Source organism: Bacteroides clarus YIT 12056 (assembly GCF_900129655.1).
In the GTDB taxonomy this organism is placed as follows: domain Bacteria; phylum Bacteroidota; class Bacteroidia; order Bacteroidales; family Bacteroidaceae; genus Bacteroides; species Bacteroides clarus.
On record NZ_FQWK01000008.1, the window covers coordinates 55,436 to 75,187 of the forward strand.

The following is a 19,752-nucleotide window of genomic DNA, read 5'->3' on the forward strand; positions in this document are numbered from 1 at the left end:
TCCCGTGAGATGAATAAATCCGTCCCACGGGATGAATAGTTTCGTCTTACGAGACGAATCACGTATGCTTAGAACAAGCTCCAAGCCACGGTCAGCCCCGCCATAACGATGGCTACCATGCTCATCAGCTTGATAAGGATGTTAAGGCTCGGACCGGAAGTGTCTTTAAAGGGGTCGCCTACCGTATCGCCTACAACCGTGGCTTTATGCACTTCACTGCCTTTGCCGCCGAAATTGCCCTCTTCTACATACTTCTTGGCATTATCCCATGCGCCACCGGCATTCGCCATAAAGATGGCAAGTACGAATCCGCTGCTAAGACCGCCGATAAGCAGTCCCAACACACCGGGAACACCGAAGATAAGTCCGGTCATGATAGGAGCGACAATTGCGATGAGTGAGGGAACTACCATTTCGCGCTGCGCGCCTTTCGTGGAGATGGCTACACAGCGTTCATAGTCGGGCTCCGCCTCACCGGTCAGAATCCCTTTTATATCACGGAACTGACGGCGCACCTCATCTACCATGTGGGCGGCCGCACGGCCTACGGCATTCATCGTCAATCCACAGAACAGAAAAGCCATCATACTGCCGAGGAACATACCCGAGAGGACTTTAGGATTCATCAGCGTAACATCGTAATGATGCATGAAGTCGAAGAAAGTAGCGTCCTGCACGGACACCGCTTCACCGCCCACAAAGATGTCGGTAGTGCCCAGACGGGTCAGCCCGATACGGATTTCCTCGATGTAGGATGCAAGCAGGGCAAGCCCCGTCAACGCGGCCGAACCGATAGCGAAACCTTTGCCCGTGGCGGCTGTCGTATTCCCCAAAGAGTCGAGCGCATCGGTACGCTTGCGTACTTCCTCACCCAGACCGGACATCTCCGCATTACCGCCGGCATTGTCGGCAATAGGCCCGTAAGCGTCCGTAGCCAACGTAATGCCCAAAGTGGAAAGCATACCTACGGCAGCGATACCGATGCCGTAAAGTCCCAAGCCTACATTGGCAAAGTCGAATCCGGAAGCAAAAAGATACGAGGCAATGATGCCCACCACCACGGCAATCACCGGAATAGCGGTAGAGAGCATACCCAAACCGATGCCGGAGATAATGACCGTGGCCGGCCCCGTCTTGCCGCTCTCACTCAGCTTCTGGGTGGGACGATAGGATTGGGAAGTATAATATTCCGTAGAACGCCCGATAACGATGCCTACCACCAGACCTACCACTACCGAACAGGAAATCCACATCCAGTTATCCAGCTTCAGCAACCAAAGAATAAGGAAAGTAGCAACGACTATCAGTACCGAACTCAAGTTCGTACCGAAAGCGAGGGAATTCAGCAAGTCTTTCATCTTGGCGTTCTCGTTGGTACGTACAGCGAAGATACCTATAATAGAGAGAATGATACCTACGGCCGCAATCAGCATCGGAGCGATAACGGCTTTGAACTGCATCAGCGTATCTCCCGAATGGATAAAAGCGGCGGCGCCAAGGGCGGCCGTAGCAAGGATGGAACCGCAATAGCTCTCGTAAAGGTCGGCGCCCATACCGGCCACATCGCCTACATTATCGCCTACGTTATCGGCGATGGTTGCGGGATTGCGCGGGTCGTCTTCGGGGATACCGGCTTCCACTTTACCCACGAGGTCGGCTCCTACGTCGGCGGCTTTCGTATAGATACCGCCGCCCACGCGTGCAAACAGGGCTTGTGTGGAAGCTCCCATACCGAACGTCAGCATCGTGGTGGTGATGATGCAAAGTTTATGGGTGGGTGTCATCACATCCACCGGGATAACTGCGTTGAGCAGCAGATACCAGAAAGAAATGTCGAGCAGGCCGAGCCCCACTACAACCAGTCCCATTACCGCACCGCTGCGGAAAGCGACACGCAAGCCCGCGTTCAACGAGTTGCGCGCGGCATTCGCCGTACGCGCCGAAGCATACGTAGCCGTCTTCATTCCGAGAAATCCGGAAAGGCCGGAGAAGAATCCGCCTGTAAGGAAAGCTATCGGAACCCACGAGTTCTGCACTCCGAAGCCGTAAGCCATAATCGAGAAGAGAATCACCAGCCCCAGGAACACCCAGCCCACAATCTTATATTGCTGACGGAGATAGGACATGGCGCCTTTGCGCACGGCAGCGGCAATCTTAACCATTTGAGGAGTTCCCTCACTCTCTTTCATCATCTGACGGTGGAAATACCAGGCAAAGCAAAGTGCCAGAACGGAAGCGGCTGGAACCAGCCAGAAAAGCAATTGGTCCATAGCATAAATCGTATTAAAAGGTTGAACGAAAGCCTAAAAGTATTGATTTGGAATGAAATAAGCAAACGATTAACCGAATTTATGCCAGGGAGAGAACGCTTTATTCTATCGTTACAGCCGTACCGCAGGCAGTTACCATCAGCATACTGCCGCTGCCGCCTACCGTTTCGTAATCAAGGTCAACGCCAATCACAGCGTTAGCGCCCAACAGACGGGCTTGTTCCTGCATCTCGCGAAGCGCCGTGTCTTTGGCCTCGCGGAGCACTTCCTCGTACGAACCGCTGCGTCCGCCCACCACATCGCGGATACTGGCAAAGAAATCACGAAAGACGTTGGCACCGATAATCGTTTCACCGCTGACGATACCAAAATAACGGGTGATACGTGCACCCTCGATAGTGGGAGTTGTTGTTACTAACATAGTTCCGTATTTTTAAGTTCTTGATATATCTCAGACGCAGAGCAACTCAAAAAAGTTGCAAAGCATCAAAACATTTTACTGACGCGCTCGATACCTGCCGCCAATATATCTATCTCCTCTTTCGTATTATACAGGCCGAACGAAGCGCGTACCGTGCCTTCAATGCCGAGACGTTGCATCAGCGGCTGCGCGCAATGATGTCCCGTACGTACGGCAATGCCGAGACGGTCGAGTAAGGTACCCATATCGAAATGGTGGATATCGCCTACGAGGAAGGAAATGACGCTCCCTTTCTCTTGCGCCTCACCGAAGATGCGCATACCGGGAATCTCTTTCAGGCGGGACATAGCATACATGGTCAGTTCGTGTTCATGGGCGGCAATCTTCTCCATGCCGATGGCAGAAACGTAATCCAATGCCTTGGCAAGCCCGGTCGTACCGATATAATCGGGTGTTCCCGCCTCGAACTTGAAAGGGAGTTCATTGAAAGTAGTCCGTTCAAACGATACGTGTTGTATCATTTCGCCGCCACCTTGATAAGGGGGCATCTTGTCGAGCCATTCTTCTTTACCGTAAAGCACGCCCACACCGGTAGGCCCGTATACCTTATGACCGGAAAAAACGTAGAAATCCGCATCCAAGTCCCGTACATCCACCGGCATATGCGGAATGGACTGGGCACCGTCTACAAGCACGGGAACGCCCTGCTCGTGGGCATAGCCTATCATCTCCCCAACAGGGTTCATCGTACCCAGCACATTGGATACATGCGCCACGCTGACAATCTTTGTACGCTCGGAAAACAGCTGTTTGTACTCATCCAACAGAAGTTCGCCTCTGTCATTCATCGGAATGACTTTAATGGCAATCCCCCTCTTGGCAGCCAGCAACTGCCAGGGAACGATATTGCTGTGATGCTCCATAACGGAGAGAATCACCTCATCCCCCTCCTGCATAAACTCTTCACCGAAGCTGGACACAAACAGATTGATACTTTCCGTCGTACCGCGGGTAAAGATGATTTCATTCGTACTGCCGGCATTGATGAACTTCCGCACCGTCTCACGAGACGCCTCGTGCAGCTCCGTAGCTTGCTGCGAAAGGAAATGCACACCACGATGCACATTGGCGTTGACCGAATAGTACTCGTCCGTAATGGCGTCCACCACCTGACGGGGCTTCTGCGTAGTCGCACCGTTATCAAAGTAAACCAACGGCTTACCATATACCTCACGGGAAAGTATCGGAAAATCAGCTCTTATCTTTTGAAGGTTCATATCTTTTAAATTATGAATGATGAATGAATAATGAAGAATTGCCATGCGGGATGCTGATGCTGCGCAGCCCATTCTTCATTCATCATTCTTCATTATTTACATATCGCGCACCCCTGACACTTGTTCAGTTCACCGCGGAAACGTTTCTCTACCAGCAGATGCAGGCGGTCTTTCAAGGCATCCAGACGGATTGTGTCGATTACTTCGTTTACGAAGGCAAACATCAACAGTAAACGGGCTTCACGCATGGAGATACCGCGTTGCCGCATATAGAACAGGGCGCTTTCATCAAGCTGGCCTACCGTAGCGCCATGACTGCACTTTACATCATCGGCGTAAATCTCCAGTTGCGGCTGGGTGTACATATGCGCTTCGCGGGTGGCGCAAAGATTACGGTTCGTTTGTTGGGAACTGGTATGCTGCGCGTCGGGACGTACCAACACCAGACCTGCAAAAGCACCGACGGACTGGTCATCGAGCACATATTTAAAGAGTTCATTGCTGGTGCAGTTGGGCACTGCATGGTCTATGGTGGTATTATTGTCCACATGCTGGTTCTTGTCCGCGATAGCCATACCGCAAAGGTTCAGTTCGGCGCCCTCGCCGGCAAGCGTCACTTCGGTCGTATTACGGGTAGTACCGTTATGCAAGGTCATTCCATTCAGCAGAACGTTGCTGTTGGCCTCTTGTCTGACGTATAAACTGCTGATACGTACCGTACTGGTGTGTGTCTCTTCCAGTTCATAGAAATCGAAAGTGGCATTCTCACCGATGAACGCCTCTACCACTTGCGTTGCAAGGAAGTTTACACCGTCCATTGCATGGTCGCAGGCCAAAAGACGGGCTTGCGCACCTTCTTCCAAAATGATGAGCACACGACGGTTCACCATAAAGTTGACATCGCCGCGCAGGATGTTCACTAACTGGATAGGCTTTTCCACTACCACATTCTTAGGAACATACAGCAATACACCGTCTTGCGCAAAGGCGGTATTAAAGGCCGTCACTCCATCTTTGGAAGTATCCGCCAGCTTGCCGTAGTATTTCTTCACCAATTCCGGATGCTGTTCCGCCATATCCTTCAAACTGCCGAAAATAACACCTTCGGGCAAATGCGACTTGGGCAAAGCCTTGCCATAGAAAGCGTCGTTCACAACAAAGTAAAGGGAAGTGCTCATATTCGGCACATCGCATTTGAATACTTCATAGGGGTTGACAGGAATGTCCAAACGGTTCAGGTTCAGACCGTAGTCGGGTTCAAAGAACTTGCTGACATCGGTATATTTGTATTTCTCCGTCTTACGGGTAGGAAAACCAAGCCGCTCGAAATCGGCAAACGCGGCCGCACGCGGGGCATTCAGCACCTCGGCGCTGTGGCGGCATATCATCGCTTCCGTTTGGGAGAAAAGGTCTATATATTGTTGCTCTACACTCATGTTGTCTAATTATGAGTTTTGAATTACGAGTGATGAATCGCCGCGCTATTACATTGCAGAGCGATTCATCACTCGTAATTCATAATTTATAATTCACTTGCTTCTTTCTTTATCCAATCGAAGCCGCGTGCTTCAATCTCCTTCGCCAGTTCGGGGCCACCTGTCTTTACGATACGTCCGCCAAGCAATACATGGACGGTATCCGGTTTCAGGTAGTCCAACAGACGTTGATAGTGAGTGATAACCATCGCACTGGTCCGGGGAGTCTTTAGCTTGTTGAAGCCATCGGCCACAATACGCAGAGCGTCTACATCAAGGCCGGAATCCGTTTCGTCGAGAATGGCGAAAGTAGGTTCCAGCATAGCCATCTGGAAGATTTCGTTACGCTTCTTCTCACCACCGCTGAAGCCTTCGTTTACGCTACGGTTGGCAAGTTTGTTATCCAACTCGACAATGGCGCGCTTTTCGCGCATCAGCTTCAAGAATTCACTGGCTGACAAGGCGGGTAAATGGCGGTATTTGCGTTGTTCGTTAACGGCAGCACGCATAAAATTCACCATAGAAACACCCGGTATCTCCACCGGCATCTGGAATGAAAGGAAAATACCTTCATGGGCACGGTCTTCGGGACTCATAGCCAAAAGGTCCTTACCGTTGAAAGTTACGGTACCGCGTGTAACCTCGTATGCAGGATGTCCCACCAGCACATTACTCAAGGTGCTTTTCCCGGCTCCGTTTTGTCCCATCAGGGCGTGTACCTCACCGTCACGAATCGTAAGGTTGATACCTTTCAATATTTCTTTGCCATTGATGCTGGCATGCAGGTCTTTTATCTCTAACATTATACTTTTAAATTAAGAATGAAGAATTAAGAATGAAGAATAACCATGCGGCATAACAGTGCGTGGTCCATTTCATCATCCTTAATTCTCCATTGTTTATTTTAATTCTTCATTCTTCATTCTTAATTCCTCATTTATCCTACGCTTCCTTCCAATGAAATAGCCAACAATTTCTGAGCTTCTACGGCAAACTCCATAGGCAGCTTGTTGAGTACTTCTTTTGCATAGCCGTTTACAATCAGCCCGACGGCATCTTCCGTAGAAATACCGCGCTGATTGCAATAGAATATCTGGTCTTCGCTAATCTTGCTGGTGGTTGCCTCGTGTTCTACAATGGCCGTCTCATTATGGATATCCATGTAGGGGAAAGTATGCGCACCGCATTTATCGCCCAGCAGCAAGGAGTCGCACTGGCTATAGTTGCGGGCATTGTCCGCCTTTTGGGCTACACGCACCAGCCCACGATAAGAATTCTCGCTCCGTCCGGCGGAAATACCTTTGCTGACAATAGTACTGCGGGTATTCTTTCCAAGATGAATCATCTTTGTACCGGTATCTGCCTGTTGATAGTTGTTGGTGACCGCCACACTGTAAAATTCCGCCGTAGAGTTGTCACCGGAAAGGATGCAAGAGGGATATTTCCAGGTAATGGCCGAACCGGTTTCCACCTGTGTCCAGGACAGTTTGCTGTTTATGCCCTTGCAGTGCCCGCGCTTCGTTACAAAGTTATAGACGCCGCCCTTGCCTTCGGCATCTCCCGGATACCAGTTTTGAACGGTACTGTACTTCACTTCGGCACGGTCGTGTACCACAATCTCCACAATAGCGGCGTGCAATTGGTTTTCGTCACGCATCGGCGCCGTACATCCTTCCAAATAGGAAACATACGAATCATCATCGGCTACAATCAACGTTCTTTCAAACTGCCCGGTATTACGGGCATTGATACGGAAGTAAGTGGACAGCTCCATCGGGCAGCGTACCCCTTTCGGTATATAGACGAAAGAACCGTCGGAGAATACCGCGGAATTCAGCGCCGCAAAGAAATTATCACGATACCCCACGACCGAGCCCAGATACTTCTGCACCAAATCGGGATGCTCGCGTACAGCCTCGCTGAACGAACAGAAAATAATTCCCTTTTCCATAAGCGTCTCCTTGAAAGTCGTCTTTACAGACACAGAGTCCATTACGGCATCCACCGCCATACCGCTCAGCGCCATTTGTTCTTCCAAAGGAATGCCCAGTTTATTAAAGGTCTTGACCAACTCCGGGTCTACCTCGTCCATGCTTTTAGGGCCGTCCTTCTTCTTGGTAGGATCGGCGTAGTATGAAATAGCCTGATAATCTATCTCGGGAATACGGAGATGCGCCCATGTAGGCATCTCCAGCGTCAGCCAGTGACGGTACGCTTTCAGACGGAACTCCAGCAACCACTCGGGTTCTTCCTTTTTCTCAGAAATCAACCGCACCACATCCTCATTCAAGCCACGCTCAATGATGTCTGTATGTACGTCGGTCGTAAAACCGTACTTGTACTTCTCCTGAGTGAGTTCCTTTACATATTTATTGGGTTCTTCTTGTTGCATTATTCATTCAATATATATTGTTCTGTAACATGCTTAGCCGCGGGAAAGAATATCCCGGCAAACGACTTCATAGGATAATATAACACCGATTCCTTCTTTTTTGTTTGGCTGAGCAGCGTATTGTCCGCATCCATGAATTCAATGACACCGACCAGCAGACTCACCAGTAAAAGGGACTTCAACGCCCCCAGTCCGGAACCCAGCCAACGGTTCAGCCAGCCGAGCGAAACCGCTTCCATTGCCTTTGTCAGCAGCGAGGCTACCAGTGTAAAAACCAGCGGCACGGCTATCCAAATCGCGATGAATGCCAGTACTTGCGCCACCGTCATCGAATCGGTAACCTTAGAAAACACCTTTTCGGCCACGGAAGCATACAAAGCCTTTGCTGCCAGCAAACCGACAATCAGCCCCAGCAGAGTGGCCAGTTGTTTCACGAATCCCTTCATGAAGCCAATAACCGCTCCCGCACCGATAATTACCAATATTACGATGTCTATAACAGCCATATATGATATTAAAAAGGCACGGATTACACGGATCAACACGGTTTTTCTTTTAACCAATCCGTGAAATTCGTGTAATCCGTGCCTAAAGATTTACTGTTTTCTTACAAAGTCTGTTTTACCTCCACTTCTTCGTAAGATTCTATGATATCTCCCACCTTGATATCGTTGCAGTTTGTCAAACTGATACCGCATTCAAAGTTGGTACCTACTTCCTTCACATCGTCCTTGAAGCGCTTCAATGCATTGATGTTGCCTGTGAAGATAACGATACCGTCGCGAATCAGACGAGCCTTGTCACTGCGTTTCACCTTTCCGGTCTTCACCATAGCACCTGCCACGAGACCCACTTTGGTAATGTTGAACACTTCGCGAACTTCGATAGTCGCCGTAACCTGTTCTTTCAAAGTCGGCGCCAGCATACCTTCCATGGCAGCCTTTACCTCTTCAATGGCATCATAGATGACAGAATACTTGCGGATATCCACACCTTCCTGTTCAGCCAGTTTAGCGGCAGCACCCGAAGGACGAACCTGGAACCCTACAATAATCGCATCCGAAGCGGCAGCCAGAGATACATCCGATTCGGAGATAGCACCGACCCCCTTATGGATAACGTTCACCTGTACCTGTTCGGTAGACAGCTTAATCAACGAGTCGCTCAACGCTTCAACAGAGCCGTCCACGTCACCCTTCACGATGATGTTCAGTTCGTGGAAGTCGCCCAATGCCAAACGGCGGCCTACTTCATCCAGTGTCAACATCTTCTGTGTACGCAAGCCTTGTTCACGCTGCAACTGCTCACGCTTGTTAGCGATTTCACGCGCTTCCTGTTCGGTCTCGATTACATGGAATGTATCACCTGCGGCCGGCGCTCCGTTCAAGCCCAAAATCAAAGCTGGCTCCGAAGGACCCGCCTCTTTCAGACGCTGGTTACGCTCGTTGAACATGGCTTTCACCTTACCGTAGCTTGTACCTGCGAGCACAATGTCGCCCATCTTCAAAGTACCGTTGGATACCAGCACCGTAGCTACATAGCCACGACCCTTATCCAATGAGGACTCGATGATGGAACCGGTAGCACGGCGGTTCGGGTTTGCCTTCAAATCCAGCATTTCAGCTTCCAGCAATACTTTCTCCATCAAATCGCTTACACCAAGACCTTTCTTGGCGGAAATATCTTGAGACTGATACTTACCGCCCCATTCCTCAACGAGGAAGTTCATGGCAGCCAGTTCTTCTTTAATCTTATCGGGATTAGCGGTCGGCTTATCAATCTTGTTGATGGCGAATACGATAGGCACACCGGCAGCCATAGCATGGTTGATGGCTTCTTTGGTCTGCGGCATCACGTTGTCATCGGCAGCTACGATGATAATGGCAATATCCGTCGCTTTGGCACCGCGGGCACGCATGGCGGTAAACGCCTCATGACCCGGAGTATCGAGGAACGTTATCTTACGTCCGTCTTCCAACGTCACGTGATAAGCACCGATGTGCTGTGTAATACCACCGGCTTCACCGGCAATAACATTCGCCTTACGGATATAGTCGAGCAACGAAGTTTTACCGTGGTCTACGTGACCCATTACCGTTACAATCGGAGCGCGATGCTCTAAATCTTCCTCGGCATCTTCTTCCTCAACGATAGCCTGGGCTACTTCCGCACTTACGTATTCAGTCTTGAAGCCGAATTCTTCTGCCACCAGATTGATTGTTTCGGCATCCAGACGTTGGTTAATGGAAACCATCATACCGATACTCATACAAGTAGCGATGACCTGTGTTACGGAAACATCCATCATGCTTGCCAACTCATTGGCAGTCACGAATTCAGTCAGCTTCAGTACCTTGCTTTCCGCCATTTCCTGGTCTTCCAGTTCCTGCATACGGTTGGATGCCAAGTCGCGTTTCTCCTTACGGTATTTCGCTCCCTTGTTCTTACCCTTAGAGGTCAGACGCGCCAACGTTTCCTTTACCTGTTTCGCTACATCCTCTTCACTTACCTCTTGCTTGATTACAGGTTTCTTGAAACGGTCTTTGCTCTTGTTCTTACCGGCTTGTTGGTTATTACCGCCTTGCTGGCTACCACCTTTCAAACGATCGTTTCCGCCACGCTGGAAGTTGGATGCATTGTTGATATCCACCTTTTCCTTGTTGATACGGACACGTTTCTTCTTGCCATTGGCATCGGTACTGTCTTTCAAGTCCTTCGTCTTATTATCATCGCGGCGGATTTCCTTGATAATAGCCTCTTTCATCAGCTTCTTCTGATCCTGACGCTGCTTTTCTTTTTCTTCACGCTCCTTACGTTTTTCTTCTTTCGATTTTTTCTTCGGGCGTGTAGACTGGTTCAGCGCGGCGAGGTCTATTTGTCCGATGACGTTAATCTTCGATACAAACTCAGGCTGATGTATTTTGAATATTTCTTCTTTATCTTCCGAAACCGCTTCTTCGGTTGCGGCGGGAGCAGGTTCTTCGTCAGATGCCGGTGTAGGCTCAACAGCAACAGACACCGGTTCTTCCACAACAGGGGCAGGTTCTACCACCGGAGCAGGTATCGGCTCGGGCTGAGGTTCGGGAACAGGTTCCGGTTTCGGCGCCTCAACAACAGATACAGGCTCTTCCGCCTTCACTTCTTCAATCACCGGCTTCTCCGGTTCCGCTTCTTTCTCTTTTTCCACAGTATGTTTGCGATTCAGCTTATCCAAATCAATTTTACCGACAGGCTTAAACTTCGGACGTGCATCTTCGGGAACCACAGCCTTGACCACCTCTTCGGCTTTCGGTTTTTCCTGTGTTTCCTTGTCATAACCGTCAATAGACACTGATGCCTTGTTGCGATCCTTACTCTGACGTTCCTGAATGAAACGCTCCGTTTTCAATTTAAGATCCTTATCTGTACTAAACTCTTTCACGAGCAAATCATACTGCTCGTCGGTAATCTTCGTATTGGGATTTGCTTCAATGGCATATCCCTTCTTTTGCAAGAACTCAACTACCGTCGTGATTCCTACATTTAAATCTCTTGTTACTTTATTTAACCTTATCGTCATACTTTAATTTAATGAATGATGGAGAAAGAAGCGGATTTCAGTGATTAGTGATAATGATTAGTCGCTAAACACTAAGCACTAAACGCTAAACACTAATTATTCTCTTCTTCAAACTCCGATTTCAAAATGCGTAATACTTCGTCCACCGTTTCCTCTTCCAAATCCGTCTTCTCAATCAACATCTCGCGCGGAGCATTCAACACAGCCTTGGCGGTATCAATACCGATAGCCTTAATCGCATCGATTACCCAACCGTCAATCTCATCGCGGAATTCATCCAAATAGATGTCTTCATCCTCTACCGCTTCATCCAATTCGCGGAATACGTCAATAGTGTACTCAGTCAACATACTGGCCAGTTTGATATTCAAACCACCTTTACCGATAGCCAGCGATACCTCTTCCGGTTTCAGGAAAACTTCCGCCTTGTGTTCTTCTTCGTTCAGACGGATAGAAGATATCTTGGCAGGGCTAAGGGCACGCTGTATAAACAACTGAATATTCGATGTATAGTTGATAACATCGATATTCTCGTTGCGAAGCTCACGGACAATACCATGGATACGGCTGCCTTTTACACCGACGCAAGCACCCACCGGGTCAATACGGTCATCGTACGACTCAACGGCAATCTTGGCACGCTCACCGGGAATACGGGCAATCTTCTTGATAGTAATCAGTCCGTCATTGATTTCAGGTACCTCCATTTCAAACAGGCGTTGCAGGAAAACGGGTGACGTACGGCTCAAGATAATCTTCGGATTATTATTCTTGTTGTCAACGCGGGCCACCACGGCACGGGCAGTCTCACCCTTACGATAGAAGTCACTCGGAATCTGCTCGGTCTTGGGCAACAGCAATTCATTGCCTTCGTCATCGAGCAGCAACATCTCCTTTTTCCAAATCTGATAAACTTCTGCATTGATAATAGTACCTACCTTATCAATGTATTTATTATAAATACTGTCTTTTTCCAGTTCCAAAATTTTGGAAGCCAATGTCTGGCGCAAGTTCAGGATAGCACGGCGGCCAAACTTCGCAAAGTTCACTTCATCCGTCACTTCCTCTCCCACTTCATACGAAGCGTCAATCTTCCGGGCTTCGCTCAAAGAAATCTGCAAGTTCGGATTTTCAAGGTCTTCATCTGCCACAACTTCACGATTACGCCATATTTCGAAGTCACCCTTGTCCGGGTTCACAATTACGTCGTAATTCTCATCGGTACCGAACATCTTTGCAATCACACTGCGAAACGACTCTTCGAGTACGCTTACCATAGTGGTTCTATCAATATTCTTCAGTTCTTTAAATTCCGAAAAGGTATCTATCAAGCTGATAGTTTCTTCTTTCTTGGCCATAGTCTTATTTAAAACTAATTAAGTATTTAGTATATTTTATCTCTTCGTATGTAAAGGTTATATCTTCATCCACCATTTTAGGACGCTTGGCTCCCTCCTCTTTCACTTTCTTCTGAACGGTAACGGTAAATTGCCGCTCGTCGGCATCTTTCAATGTTCCGCAATACTTGCGACCGTCTTTAGCCAGCACTTCCACATCTTTGCCGATGTGGTTGGTGTATTGCTGTAACACTTTAAACGGTTGTCCGATGCCGGCAGAACCGACTTCCAGCTCGTAATCCTCATCCTCACGATTCAGTCGGGACTCTATGTAGCGGCTCAGCTCTACACAATCCTCAATCCAAACACCTTCTTTGTGGTCTATCTCCACCACAATCTTGTCATCAGGGCTGATTATGACTTCCACCAGGAAGTAATCTTTATCCTTCAGCCACTCGTCTACAATCTGACAAACTGTTTTCTTTTCTATCATAGATTAACCATTAAGAACGAAAAAGAGGAGCTTAATCGCCCCTCCACCTTTCATCCGTTTCGGTTGCAAAGATATAAATAATCTGTTCGACTACAAAATAATAGGAGAAAAAAAGAATATTTAGCACTCCTGCCGAAATTTATCCTCCATTCAAAATTAATCACTACATTTGCATGGTTATTTAAACTCAATCATCATGGTACATCACCTGAATACCAATAAACAGTTTATGATAGGTAACGGCATCCTTGCGTTTGCCGTAATATTCGTTGTTGTCATTTTTGTCTATATGAGTATGCGTTTGCAGCGCCAAAAGGAAGGTGAACGATACTTTGCCGAGACCTATAATGTCACTTTAGTAAAAGGATTCACCGGTGATTCCATATCCATCCTGCTCAATGACAGCGTACTGATAGACCAACGTATCGACAAAGAACCTTTCAATTTCGAGATAAAACGGTTTGCCGAGCAAAGCGCCCTAATGATAGTGGACAAGACAACCGACAAGCTCTCCCTGTTTGAGCTGAGCGAAAAAGGCGGTAGCTATCGTTTTGAAAAAGACGACGACGAAGTGAAGCTACTGGCACAGGAAGAGTAAAACCGCAACCGCACCATCCGTGCCAGCTTATTGGCACAGCCGTGCCTGTTTGATGGCACAGTTGTGCCTGTTCAATGGCAAAACAGTGCCTATCCGTCGGCACAACACCCGTTTTAGAAGTCCGTCTTATACTTTCTCAGTTCATTGCGTAAAAGTTGCGCCTTACCGTCTGTCATGCCGTTAAGCAATGCCCAAAAGCGTTCGCCGTGGTTCATTTCACGGGTATGCGCCAACTCGTGCAACAATACGTAATCAATCAAATGCCGGGGCAACAGGACAAGGAAATAGGACAGGTTGATGTTTCCTCGGGCGGAGCAACTTCCCCAACGCCCGCTACTGGAATTGATTTTCACGCTTTTATAAGAAAGATTGTGCTGCAGCGAAAGCGCATAAAGCCGGGGCGGAAGAATAATCTTGGCATTACGTCGCAAAGCTTCCTCTATCACCTTACGCAGCCAGGCTTGCAGCTCTTTATTTGAGAAGTCTGCATTCGGCGGACAGATAATCTGCATCTCTCCCAATTCCGAACGTGAAAGGAAACGGTCTCGTTCTCCACTAACCAGGCTCAATTTAAAGAACTCCGTATCGATACGGTAGTTCAAATCAATCAACGGGCGGCTTTGTCTCTGTCGGGCAACCCTCAGTCGGGAACGCAACTGTTCTACGGCATTCTTTACTTCCCCAATGGTTGTACCCGGTGGAACAGTCACATGAACAGCATCCTCACGCGTACGAAAAGTCAAACGTCGGGCACGGATATTCACCCGTACCAACAAGCGTCCCAACTCTTCATCCTCTAAAACATGTTCCGTTATCATCTGTTCTTTTCTCCTTGAAATAAGGACAAAAGAACGAAGAATCGTTCGAAAAAGCAAGCGGTTCTCTATCAAAAACGAACAATGTGTTCAAAAACGCACACTGCACTATCATTGTTACAACCTCAAAAACAGAAACTTATGATTATGGCATAGAATTTGAATAGTAATCGATAACAAGACGTTCCCGGCAAAAAAATCATGAGCCTCGCAACTTTTTGAGCAAAGACTCCGTCTAACAAACAAAAGAACTTAAAATAAATGAGTATGAAAACTTTAGCAACAATCATCGCATTCAGTATTTTCACATTAAGCGTAACAGCTTGCTCACACAATCACACGTACAGCTCCGGCCTGTTTGGTGGAAAGACAATCAAAGCAAGCAAAAACTATGTAACCAAGAATATCAAAGTGGATAATTTCACCGGTCTGAACTTAGCAGGCAGTCCGGACGTTACGTACACACAAAAGGCGGGAAAGCCCACAGTAGAAGTATATACTTCCGACAATATCGTAGACCTTCTGGACATTAACGTAGTCAACAATACACTGAATATAAAATTCAAGAAAGGCGTTAATGTATCTTATAATAAACTGGAAATCCGTATCTCTTCCGAAACACTTAATAATATCTCCGTTGCAGGATCGGGAAATGTAACATTAGCCAACGGCTTGAAAACAAATCAACTGAAAATGTCTGTAGCAGGCTCGGGAGATATCAATGCAAACAACATCGCTTGCACTAACGAGCTTAGCATATCCATCGCCGGCTCCGGTGATATACAAGGCAGTAATATCATTTGCACCAATCTCAAAACATCTGTAGCCGGTTCGGGAGATTTGAAACTCAACAATGTATCGGCTACCGATACCGAAGCATCTGTTGCGGGGTCGGGTACGGCAATATTGACAGGAACAACTCAAGAAGCCAGTTATCGTGTAGCCGGCTCAGGTGACCTGTTCGCTTCCGACTTGCAAGCAAAACGTGTCTCAGCAAGCGTATCCGGTTCGGGAGACATCAAATGCCATGCCACCGACTTTTTGAAAGCGCGTACCAGCGGAAGCGGAGATATCGGTTATAAAGGCAATCCGGAATTGGACTTCCCCAAAAAAGGATTATACAAACTCTGATTTGGTTATTCATTGCAAAGGATACATAAAAGGGACGCTGCATCACGCGGCGTCCCATCTATCTTAGTTAGTTTTTATAAAATTTTGAGAGAATTGAAACTTCACAGCCTCTGTTTTTTGTTTTAATAAAAGCACACTAACTATATTATATTTAAAGCAAATGAAAATGTTATTTTAAAAAGCAAATGAAAACATCTATTCTTTGACTTCCTTCCCCTTGTTTACACGATGCAGACTATCCAGAATCTGTTTTTCGTGCGTCACGGTTATATCTCCCGAAAGAGCAACCGACGGAGCGGAAATCTGTTTACCGATAGTATCGGCTGCGGCTACTTCCTTTACATCGGCAAAGAACGAGTGTTGCATTACATTACCCAATGAAAGTACCACTGCCACTACTGCTGCGGCTTTGAATAACGGCATGAAGCGTGCGGTCAATGTCATACGCTTGGCTTTCACAACCGGAACCTCAATCTCAGCAAGCACCCGTGCATCAAAATCCGCACCTAAATGTTCCTCTTGCTGGAATTGCTGATATACAAACAAATCTTTATAACGCAGCAGATGTTCGGGGATTTCCTCTTTTGTAAAGAAAGCACGCAACTGCGCTTCTTCCTCAAGAGAAGTCTCACACCGCCAATAGCGTTCTAAAAGTTGTTCTATATATTTAAAGTCCATAACCTTCTATATCAATAAACCGTTGTTTAACTTTTTGCCGCGCCCTGAAAAGATTCACTTTAACTTGTTCCTCTGTCAAACTCAAGACAACCGCAATTTCTTTGTAACTCTTACCTTCAACATCCCTCAACTGCATAATCAGCCGTTGTTTTTCGGGAAGCTCATTCATCAGCCGGTGTATCAAAATCATCCGTTCTTTACTTACCAAGCTTTCGTAAGGGCTTGATGCATCGGAAGTTTCTTCCATATCGGGCGTAAGTTCCACCGTTTGAGCATCTCTCCTTTCACTACGGTCTATCGCCAAATTCCTTGCCACTGTCAGACAATAGGCTTCGACAGAACCGAACTGCGTCCACTCATCACGCTTGTTCCATACCCTAATCAGCGTATCCTGCACAACATCTTCCGCTTCCGCCCGATTGAATGTAATTCTTAAGGCCAACCGAAAGAGCTTGTCCTTCAGAGGGAGAATGTCATCACGAAAACTGATTTCTTGCATCTCTAATTAATTGACGGTTCAGTAAGCCGAAAGTTACAACCTACCACCACTTTTTTGAATTATTTTTTGATACGGGTTCCGCTATCACTGTTTATGGCTGAAGCTAAGGTAATTACAACTTCCGAGACACCGGCATCCAAAGCTTCAAAAGAATTCTCCAGCTTAGGAATCATACCGCCTTGAATAACTCCTTCGGCAACATATTGCTTAAACTCTTCCGGAGTAATCTGGGGAATCACACTGTCATCGTCATTCTCGTCACGCAGTACACCTTTCTTCTCAAAGCAATACACCAGCGTCACATCAAATTGTCCGGACAATGCCTTAGCCGTTTCTCCGGCAATCGTGTCGGCATTCGTGTTCAGCATACATCCCTTACCGTCATGCGTCAACGGAGCCATTACCGGCACAACTCCCTTATGAATAAGGTCACTCAGAAAAGTACCGTTCACTTGCCTTACATCACCTACAAAACCATAGTCCACCTCTTTTACCGGACGTTTCACGGAGCGGATTACATCCATGTCCGCACCCGTCAGACCGAGTGCATTGACACCGCGCGCCTGCAAACCGGCAACTATGTTCTTGTTTACCAATCCACCATATACCATTGTCACCACTTTCAAGGTTTCGGCATCGGTGATACGGCGCCCGTTTACCATTTCGCTTTCAATACCCAACCGGGCTGCGATTTTCGTTGCCGAACGTCCGCCGCCGTGCACCAACACTTTATAACCTTCGATAGCGGCAAAATCATCCAACAACTTGCAGAGAGTGGCTTCTTCTTCCACAATTTTGCCACCCACTTTGATTACTGTCAGTTTCTCTCTCATTATTCCAAATATGTATATCCGTACAAACCGGAACGATAATTAGACAAAAATTCCTTCCCTTCTTCCAAAGATATACGCCCTTCCTTTACAGATTGGGTTACCCATGTTTCTAAAGTACGTACCAGCTTCTTCGGACTGTATTGCACATAATCCAAAACTTCCGCCACTGTCTCACCGTCAATGACCTGTTCTATTGTATAGCCCTTGTCGCTTACAGATACATGTACCGCATTCGTATCACCAAACAAGTTGTGCATATCGCCGAGAATTTCCTGATACGCACCCACAAGGAATACACCCACATAATAGGGTTCCTTGCTCTTCAAAGAGTGCACCGGCAAATAATGCGAAACATTTTTGGTAGAGATGAAGTTGGCAATCTTGCCATCCGAATCGCAGGTAATATCCTGTAACGTAGCCGTCCGGTCAGGTTTCTCGTCCAAACGCTGGATAGGCATGATGGGGAATATCTGGTCTATCGCCCAAGAGTCAGGCAAAGACTGGAAAAGTGAGAAATTACAGAAGTATTTATCCGCCAGCAACTTGGGAAGTCCGCGGAATTCATCGGGAGCATGCTTCAAACCGCCGGCTATCTGGTTTACTTCACGCATGATAGACCAATACAACCGTTCAATCTTGGCACGGGTCTGCAAGTCTACAATACCATGACTGAATAAGTCGAGCGCCTCTTCGCGTATCTGTTGCGCATCATGCCAGGCTTCCAGCATCTTGTTCTGGTTCAATGTATCCCAAATACCGTAAAGCTCCCGCAACAGTTCGTGATCGTTTTCGGTTACCTCTTCCTCATCGTCCCATTCGGGAAGATTGGTTGTCTCCAGCACCTCGAAAATGAGTACGGAATGATGTGCCGTCAAAGCTCGTCCGCTCTCCGTTATTATATTGGGATGAGGAATACCGTTCTTATCGCTGGCATCGACCAAAGTAGATATAGAGTCATTCACATACTCCTGAATGGAATAATTCACGCTACCTTCACTGTTGGAAGAACGCGTTCCGTCATAATCCACACCCAAACCGCCGCCGATATCCACAAACTCGACTTTGAATCCCATGCTGTGCAACTGCACATAGAACTGAGACGCTTCACGCAAGGCTGTCTTAATGCGGCGAATCTTCGTAACTTGGCTTCCGATATGGAAATGTATCAATTTCAGACAATCCTGCATACCCTTATCCGCCATAAAGTCGAGCGCTTCAAGTAATTCACTGGAAGACAGTCCGAATTTGCTTGCATCACCACCGGAGTCTTCCCATTTACCACTTCCCGATGAGGCCAACTTAATACGAATACCGATATTAGGCTTCACGTTCAATTGCTTCGCCATTTTGGCTATCAACTTCAGCTCGTTCAGTTTTTCTACTACGAGGAAGATGCGTTTTCCCATCTTCTGCGCCAGCAAAGCAAGTTCAATGTAGCTTTCATCTTTATATCCGTTACAGATGATCAGCGAATCGGAGTCCATATTGATAGCAATCACTGCATGCAGTTCGGGCTTGGAACCAGCCTCCAGTCCAAGATTGAACTTCTTACCGTGGCTGATGATCTCCTCAACCACCGGGCGCATCTGATTCACTTTAATAGGATAGATAATAAAATTCTCCGCCTTGTAGCCATATTCCTCAGCCGCCTGTCTGAAACAACAGGAAATCTTCTCAATCCGGTTGTCGAGGATGTCGGGAAAGCGAACCAGCATGGGAGCCGTCACGTCACGCAGTTGCAATTCGTCGACCAATTCTTTTAAATCGACGCCAACTCCGTCTTTACGCGGTGTTACTACAACATGACCTTTGTCATTGATACCAAAGTACGAAGTGCCCCAACCGGTAATGTTGTACAGCTCTTCTGAATCTTCAATACGCCATTTTCTCATTTCTTGTTACTCTGCTGTTTTAGTAGTTTATTTATAAAAAGGGATACAAAAATACATATAAATCTGAAACATCCTGCCTTTT

At 47.4% G+C, this 19,752-nt stretch carries 17 protein-coding genes; 2 read left to right on the forward strand and 15 right to left on the reverse strand.

Annotated features, from left to right (window positions below):
* Positions 1-68 precede the first annotated feature (68 nt).
* From BUB52_RS14115 to rimP, 10 genes are all read right to left on the reverse strand, one after another.
* Entirely contained in the window at positions 69-2,270 is a 2,202-nt protein-coding gene (locus BUB52_RS14115; protein ID WP_009120288.1) for a sodium-translocating pyrophosphatase, read from the reverse strand.
* Positions 2,271-2,370: 100 nt separating this feature from the next.
* Positions 2,371-2,691, reverse strand: coding sequence for a heavy metal-binding domain-containing protein (locus tag BUB52_RS14120; RefSeq protein ID WP_009120287.1), 321 nt, complete (start codon positions 2,689-2,691; stop codon positions 2,371-2,373).
* A 65-nt stretch (positions 2,692-2,756) separates the two neighbouring features.
* Complete coding sequence (locus BUB52_RS14125; RefSeq protein WP_039950134.1) at positions 2,757-3,968, reverse strand: aminotransferase class V-fold PLP-dependent enzyme; 1,212 nt, start codon at positions 3,966-3,968, stop codon at positions 2,757-2,759.
* 92 nt (positions 3,969-4,060) lie between these two features.
* The gene (gene sufD, locus BUB52_RS14130; RefSeq protein WP_009120285.1) at positions 4,061-5,404 is read right to left on the reverse strand and encodes a Fe-S cluster assembly protein SufD; all 1,344 of its coding nucleotides are present in this window, start codon (positions 5,402-5,404) and stop codon (positions 4,061-4,063) included.
* 86 nt (positions 5,405-5,490) lie between these two features.
* Positions 5,491-6,246 (reverse strand): Fe-S cluster assembly ATPase SufC, encoded by a 756-nt coding sequence (sufC, locus tag BUB52_RS14135; protein WP_009120284.1) that lies wholly within the window; start codon positions 6,244-6,246, stop codon positions 5,491-5,493.
* Between the two features lie 134 nt (positions 6,247-6,380).
* Entirely contained in the window at positions 6,381-7,835 is a 1,455-nt protein-coding gene (gene sufB, locus BUB52_RS14140) for a Fe-S cluster assembly protein SufB (RefSeq protein ID WP_009120283.1), read from the reverse strand.
* Positions 7,835-8,341 carry a CvpA family protein gene (locus BUB52_RS14145; protein ID WP_009120282.1) on the reverse strand — a complete coding sequence of 169 codons (507 nt, stop codon included), beginning with the start codon at positions 8,339-8,341 and terminating at the stop codon, positions 7,835-7,837. Before BUB52_RS14145 ends, sufB begins: the two co-directional genes overlap by 1 nt.
* A 101-nt stretch (positions 8,342-8,442) precedes the next feature.
* A complete protein-coding gene (infB, locus tag BUB52_RS14150) occupies positions 8,443-11,394 on the reverse strand; it encodes a translation initiation factor IF-2 (RefSeq protein ID WP_009120281.1) in 2,952 nt (983 codons plus the stop codon).
* Between the two features lie 92 nt (positions 11,395-11,486).
* Positions 11,487-12,752 (reverse strand): transcription termination factor NusA, encoded by a 1,266-nt coding sequence (gene nusA, locus BUB52_RS14155; protein ID WP_009120280.1) that lies wholly within the window; start codon positions 12,750-12,752, stop codon positions 11,487-11,489.
* 4 nt (positions 12,753-12,756) lie between these two features.
* Positions 12,757-13,224, reverse strand: a complete 468-nt coding sequence (gene rimP / locus BUB52_RS14160) for a ribosome assembly cofactor RimP (protein ID WP_009120279.1) — start codon at positions 13,222-13,224, stop codon at positions 12,757-12,759.
* Between the two features lie 196 nt (positions 13,225-13,420).
* Between rimP and BUB52_RS14165 the strand changes: the two genes are divergently transcribed.
* Positions 13,421-13,822: a hypothetical protein gene (locus BUB52_RS14165; protein ID WP_009120278.1), complete on the forward strand. Its 402-nt coding sequence runs from the start codon at positions 13,421-13,423 to the stop codon at positions 13,820-13,822.
* A 113-nt stretch (positions 13,823-13,935) separates the two neighbouring features.
* Here BUB52_RS14165 and BUB52_RS14170 read toward each other — a convergent pair whose 3' ends face one another.
* Entirely contained in the window at positions 13,936-14,640 is a 705-nt protein-coding gene (locus BUB52_RS14170) for a YgjP family zinc-dependent metalloprotease (protein ID WP_009120277.1), read from the reverse strand.
* A gap of 264 nt (positions 14,641-14,904) precedes the next feature.
* Here BUB52_RS14170 and BUB52_RS14175 point away from each other — a divergent pair, with 264 nt between their 5' ends.
* Positions 14,905-15,768 carry a head GIN domain-containing protein gene (locus BUB52_RS14175; protein WP_039950133.1) on the forward strand — a complete coding sequence of 288 codons (864 nt, stop codon included), beginning with the start codon at positions 14,905-14,907 and terminating at the stop codon, positions 15,766-15,768.
* Between the two features lie 195 nt (positions 15,769-15,963).
* Here BUB52_RS14175 and BUB52_RS14180 read toward each other — a convergent pair whose 3' ends face one another.
* The 4 genes from BUB52_RS14180 to speA are packed head-to-tail and all read right to left on the reverse strand — an operon-like array spanning position 15,964 to position 19,670.
* Positions 15,964-16,446, reverse strand: a complete 483-nt coding sequence (locus BUB52_RS14180; protein ID WP_009120275.1) for a hypothetical protein — start codon at positions 16,444-16,446, stop codon at positions 15,964-15,966.
* Positions 16,436-16,945 carry an RNA polymerase sigma factor gene (locus BUB52_RS14185; protein WP_009120274.1) on the reverse strand — a complete coding sequence of 170 codons (510 nt, stop codon included), beginning with the start codon at positions 16,943-16,945 and terminating at the stop codon, positions 16,436-16,438. Before BUB52_RS14185 ends, BUB52_RS14180 begins: the two co-directional genes overlap by 11 nt.
* Before the next feature lie 59 nt (positions 16,946-17,004).
* Positions 17,005-17,778, reverse strand: a complete 774-nt coding sequence (gene argB, locus BUB52_RS14190) for an acetylglutamate kinase (protein WP_009120273.1) — start codon at positions 17,776-17,778, stop codon at positions 17,005-17,007.
* Complete coding sequence (speA, locus tag BUB52_RS14195; RefSeq protein WP_009120272.1) at positions 17,778-19,670, reverse strand: biosynthetic arginine decarboxylase; 1,893 nt, start codon at positions 19,668-19,670, stop codon at positions 17,778-17,780. Before speA ends, argB begins: the two co-directional genes overlap by 1 nt.
* Between the last annotated feature and the right edge of the window lie 82 nt (positions 19,671-19,752).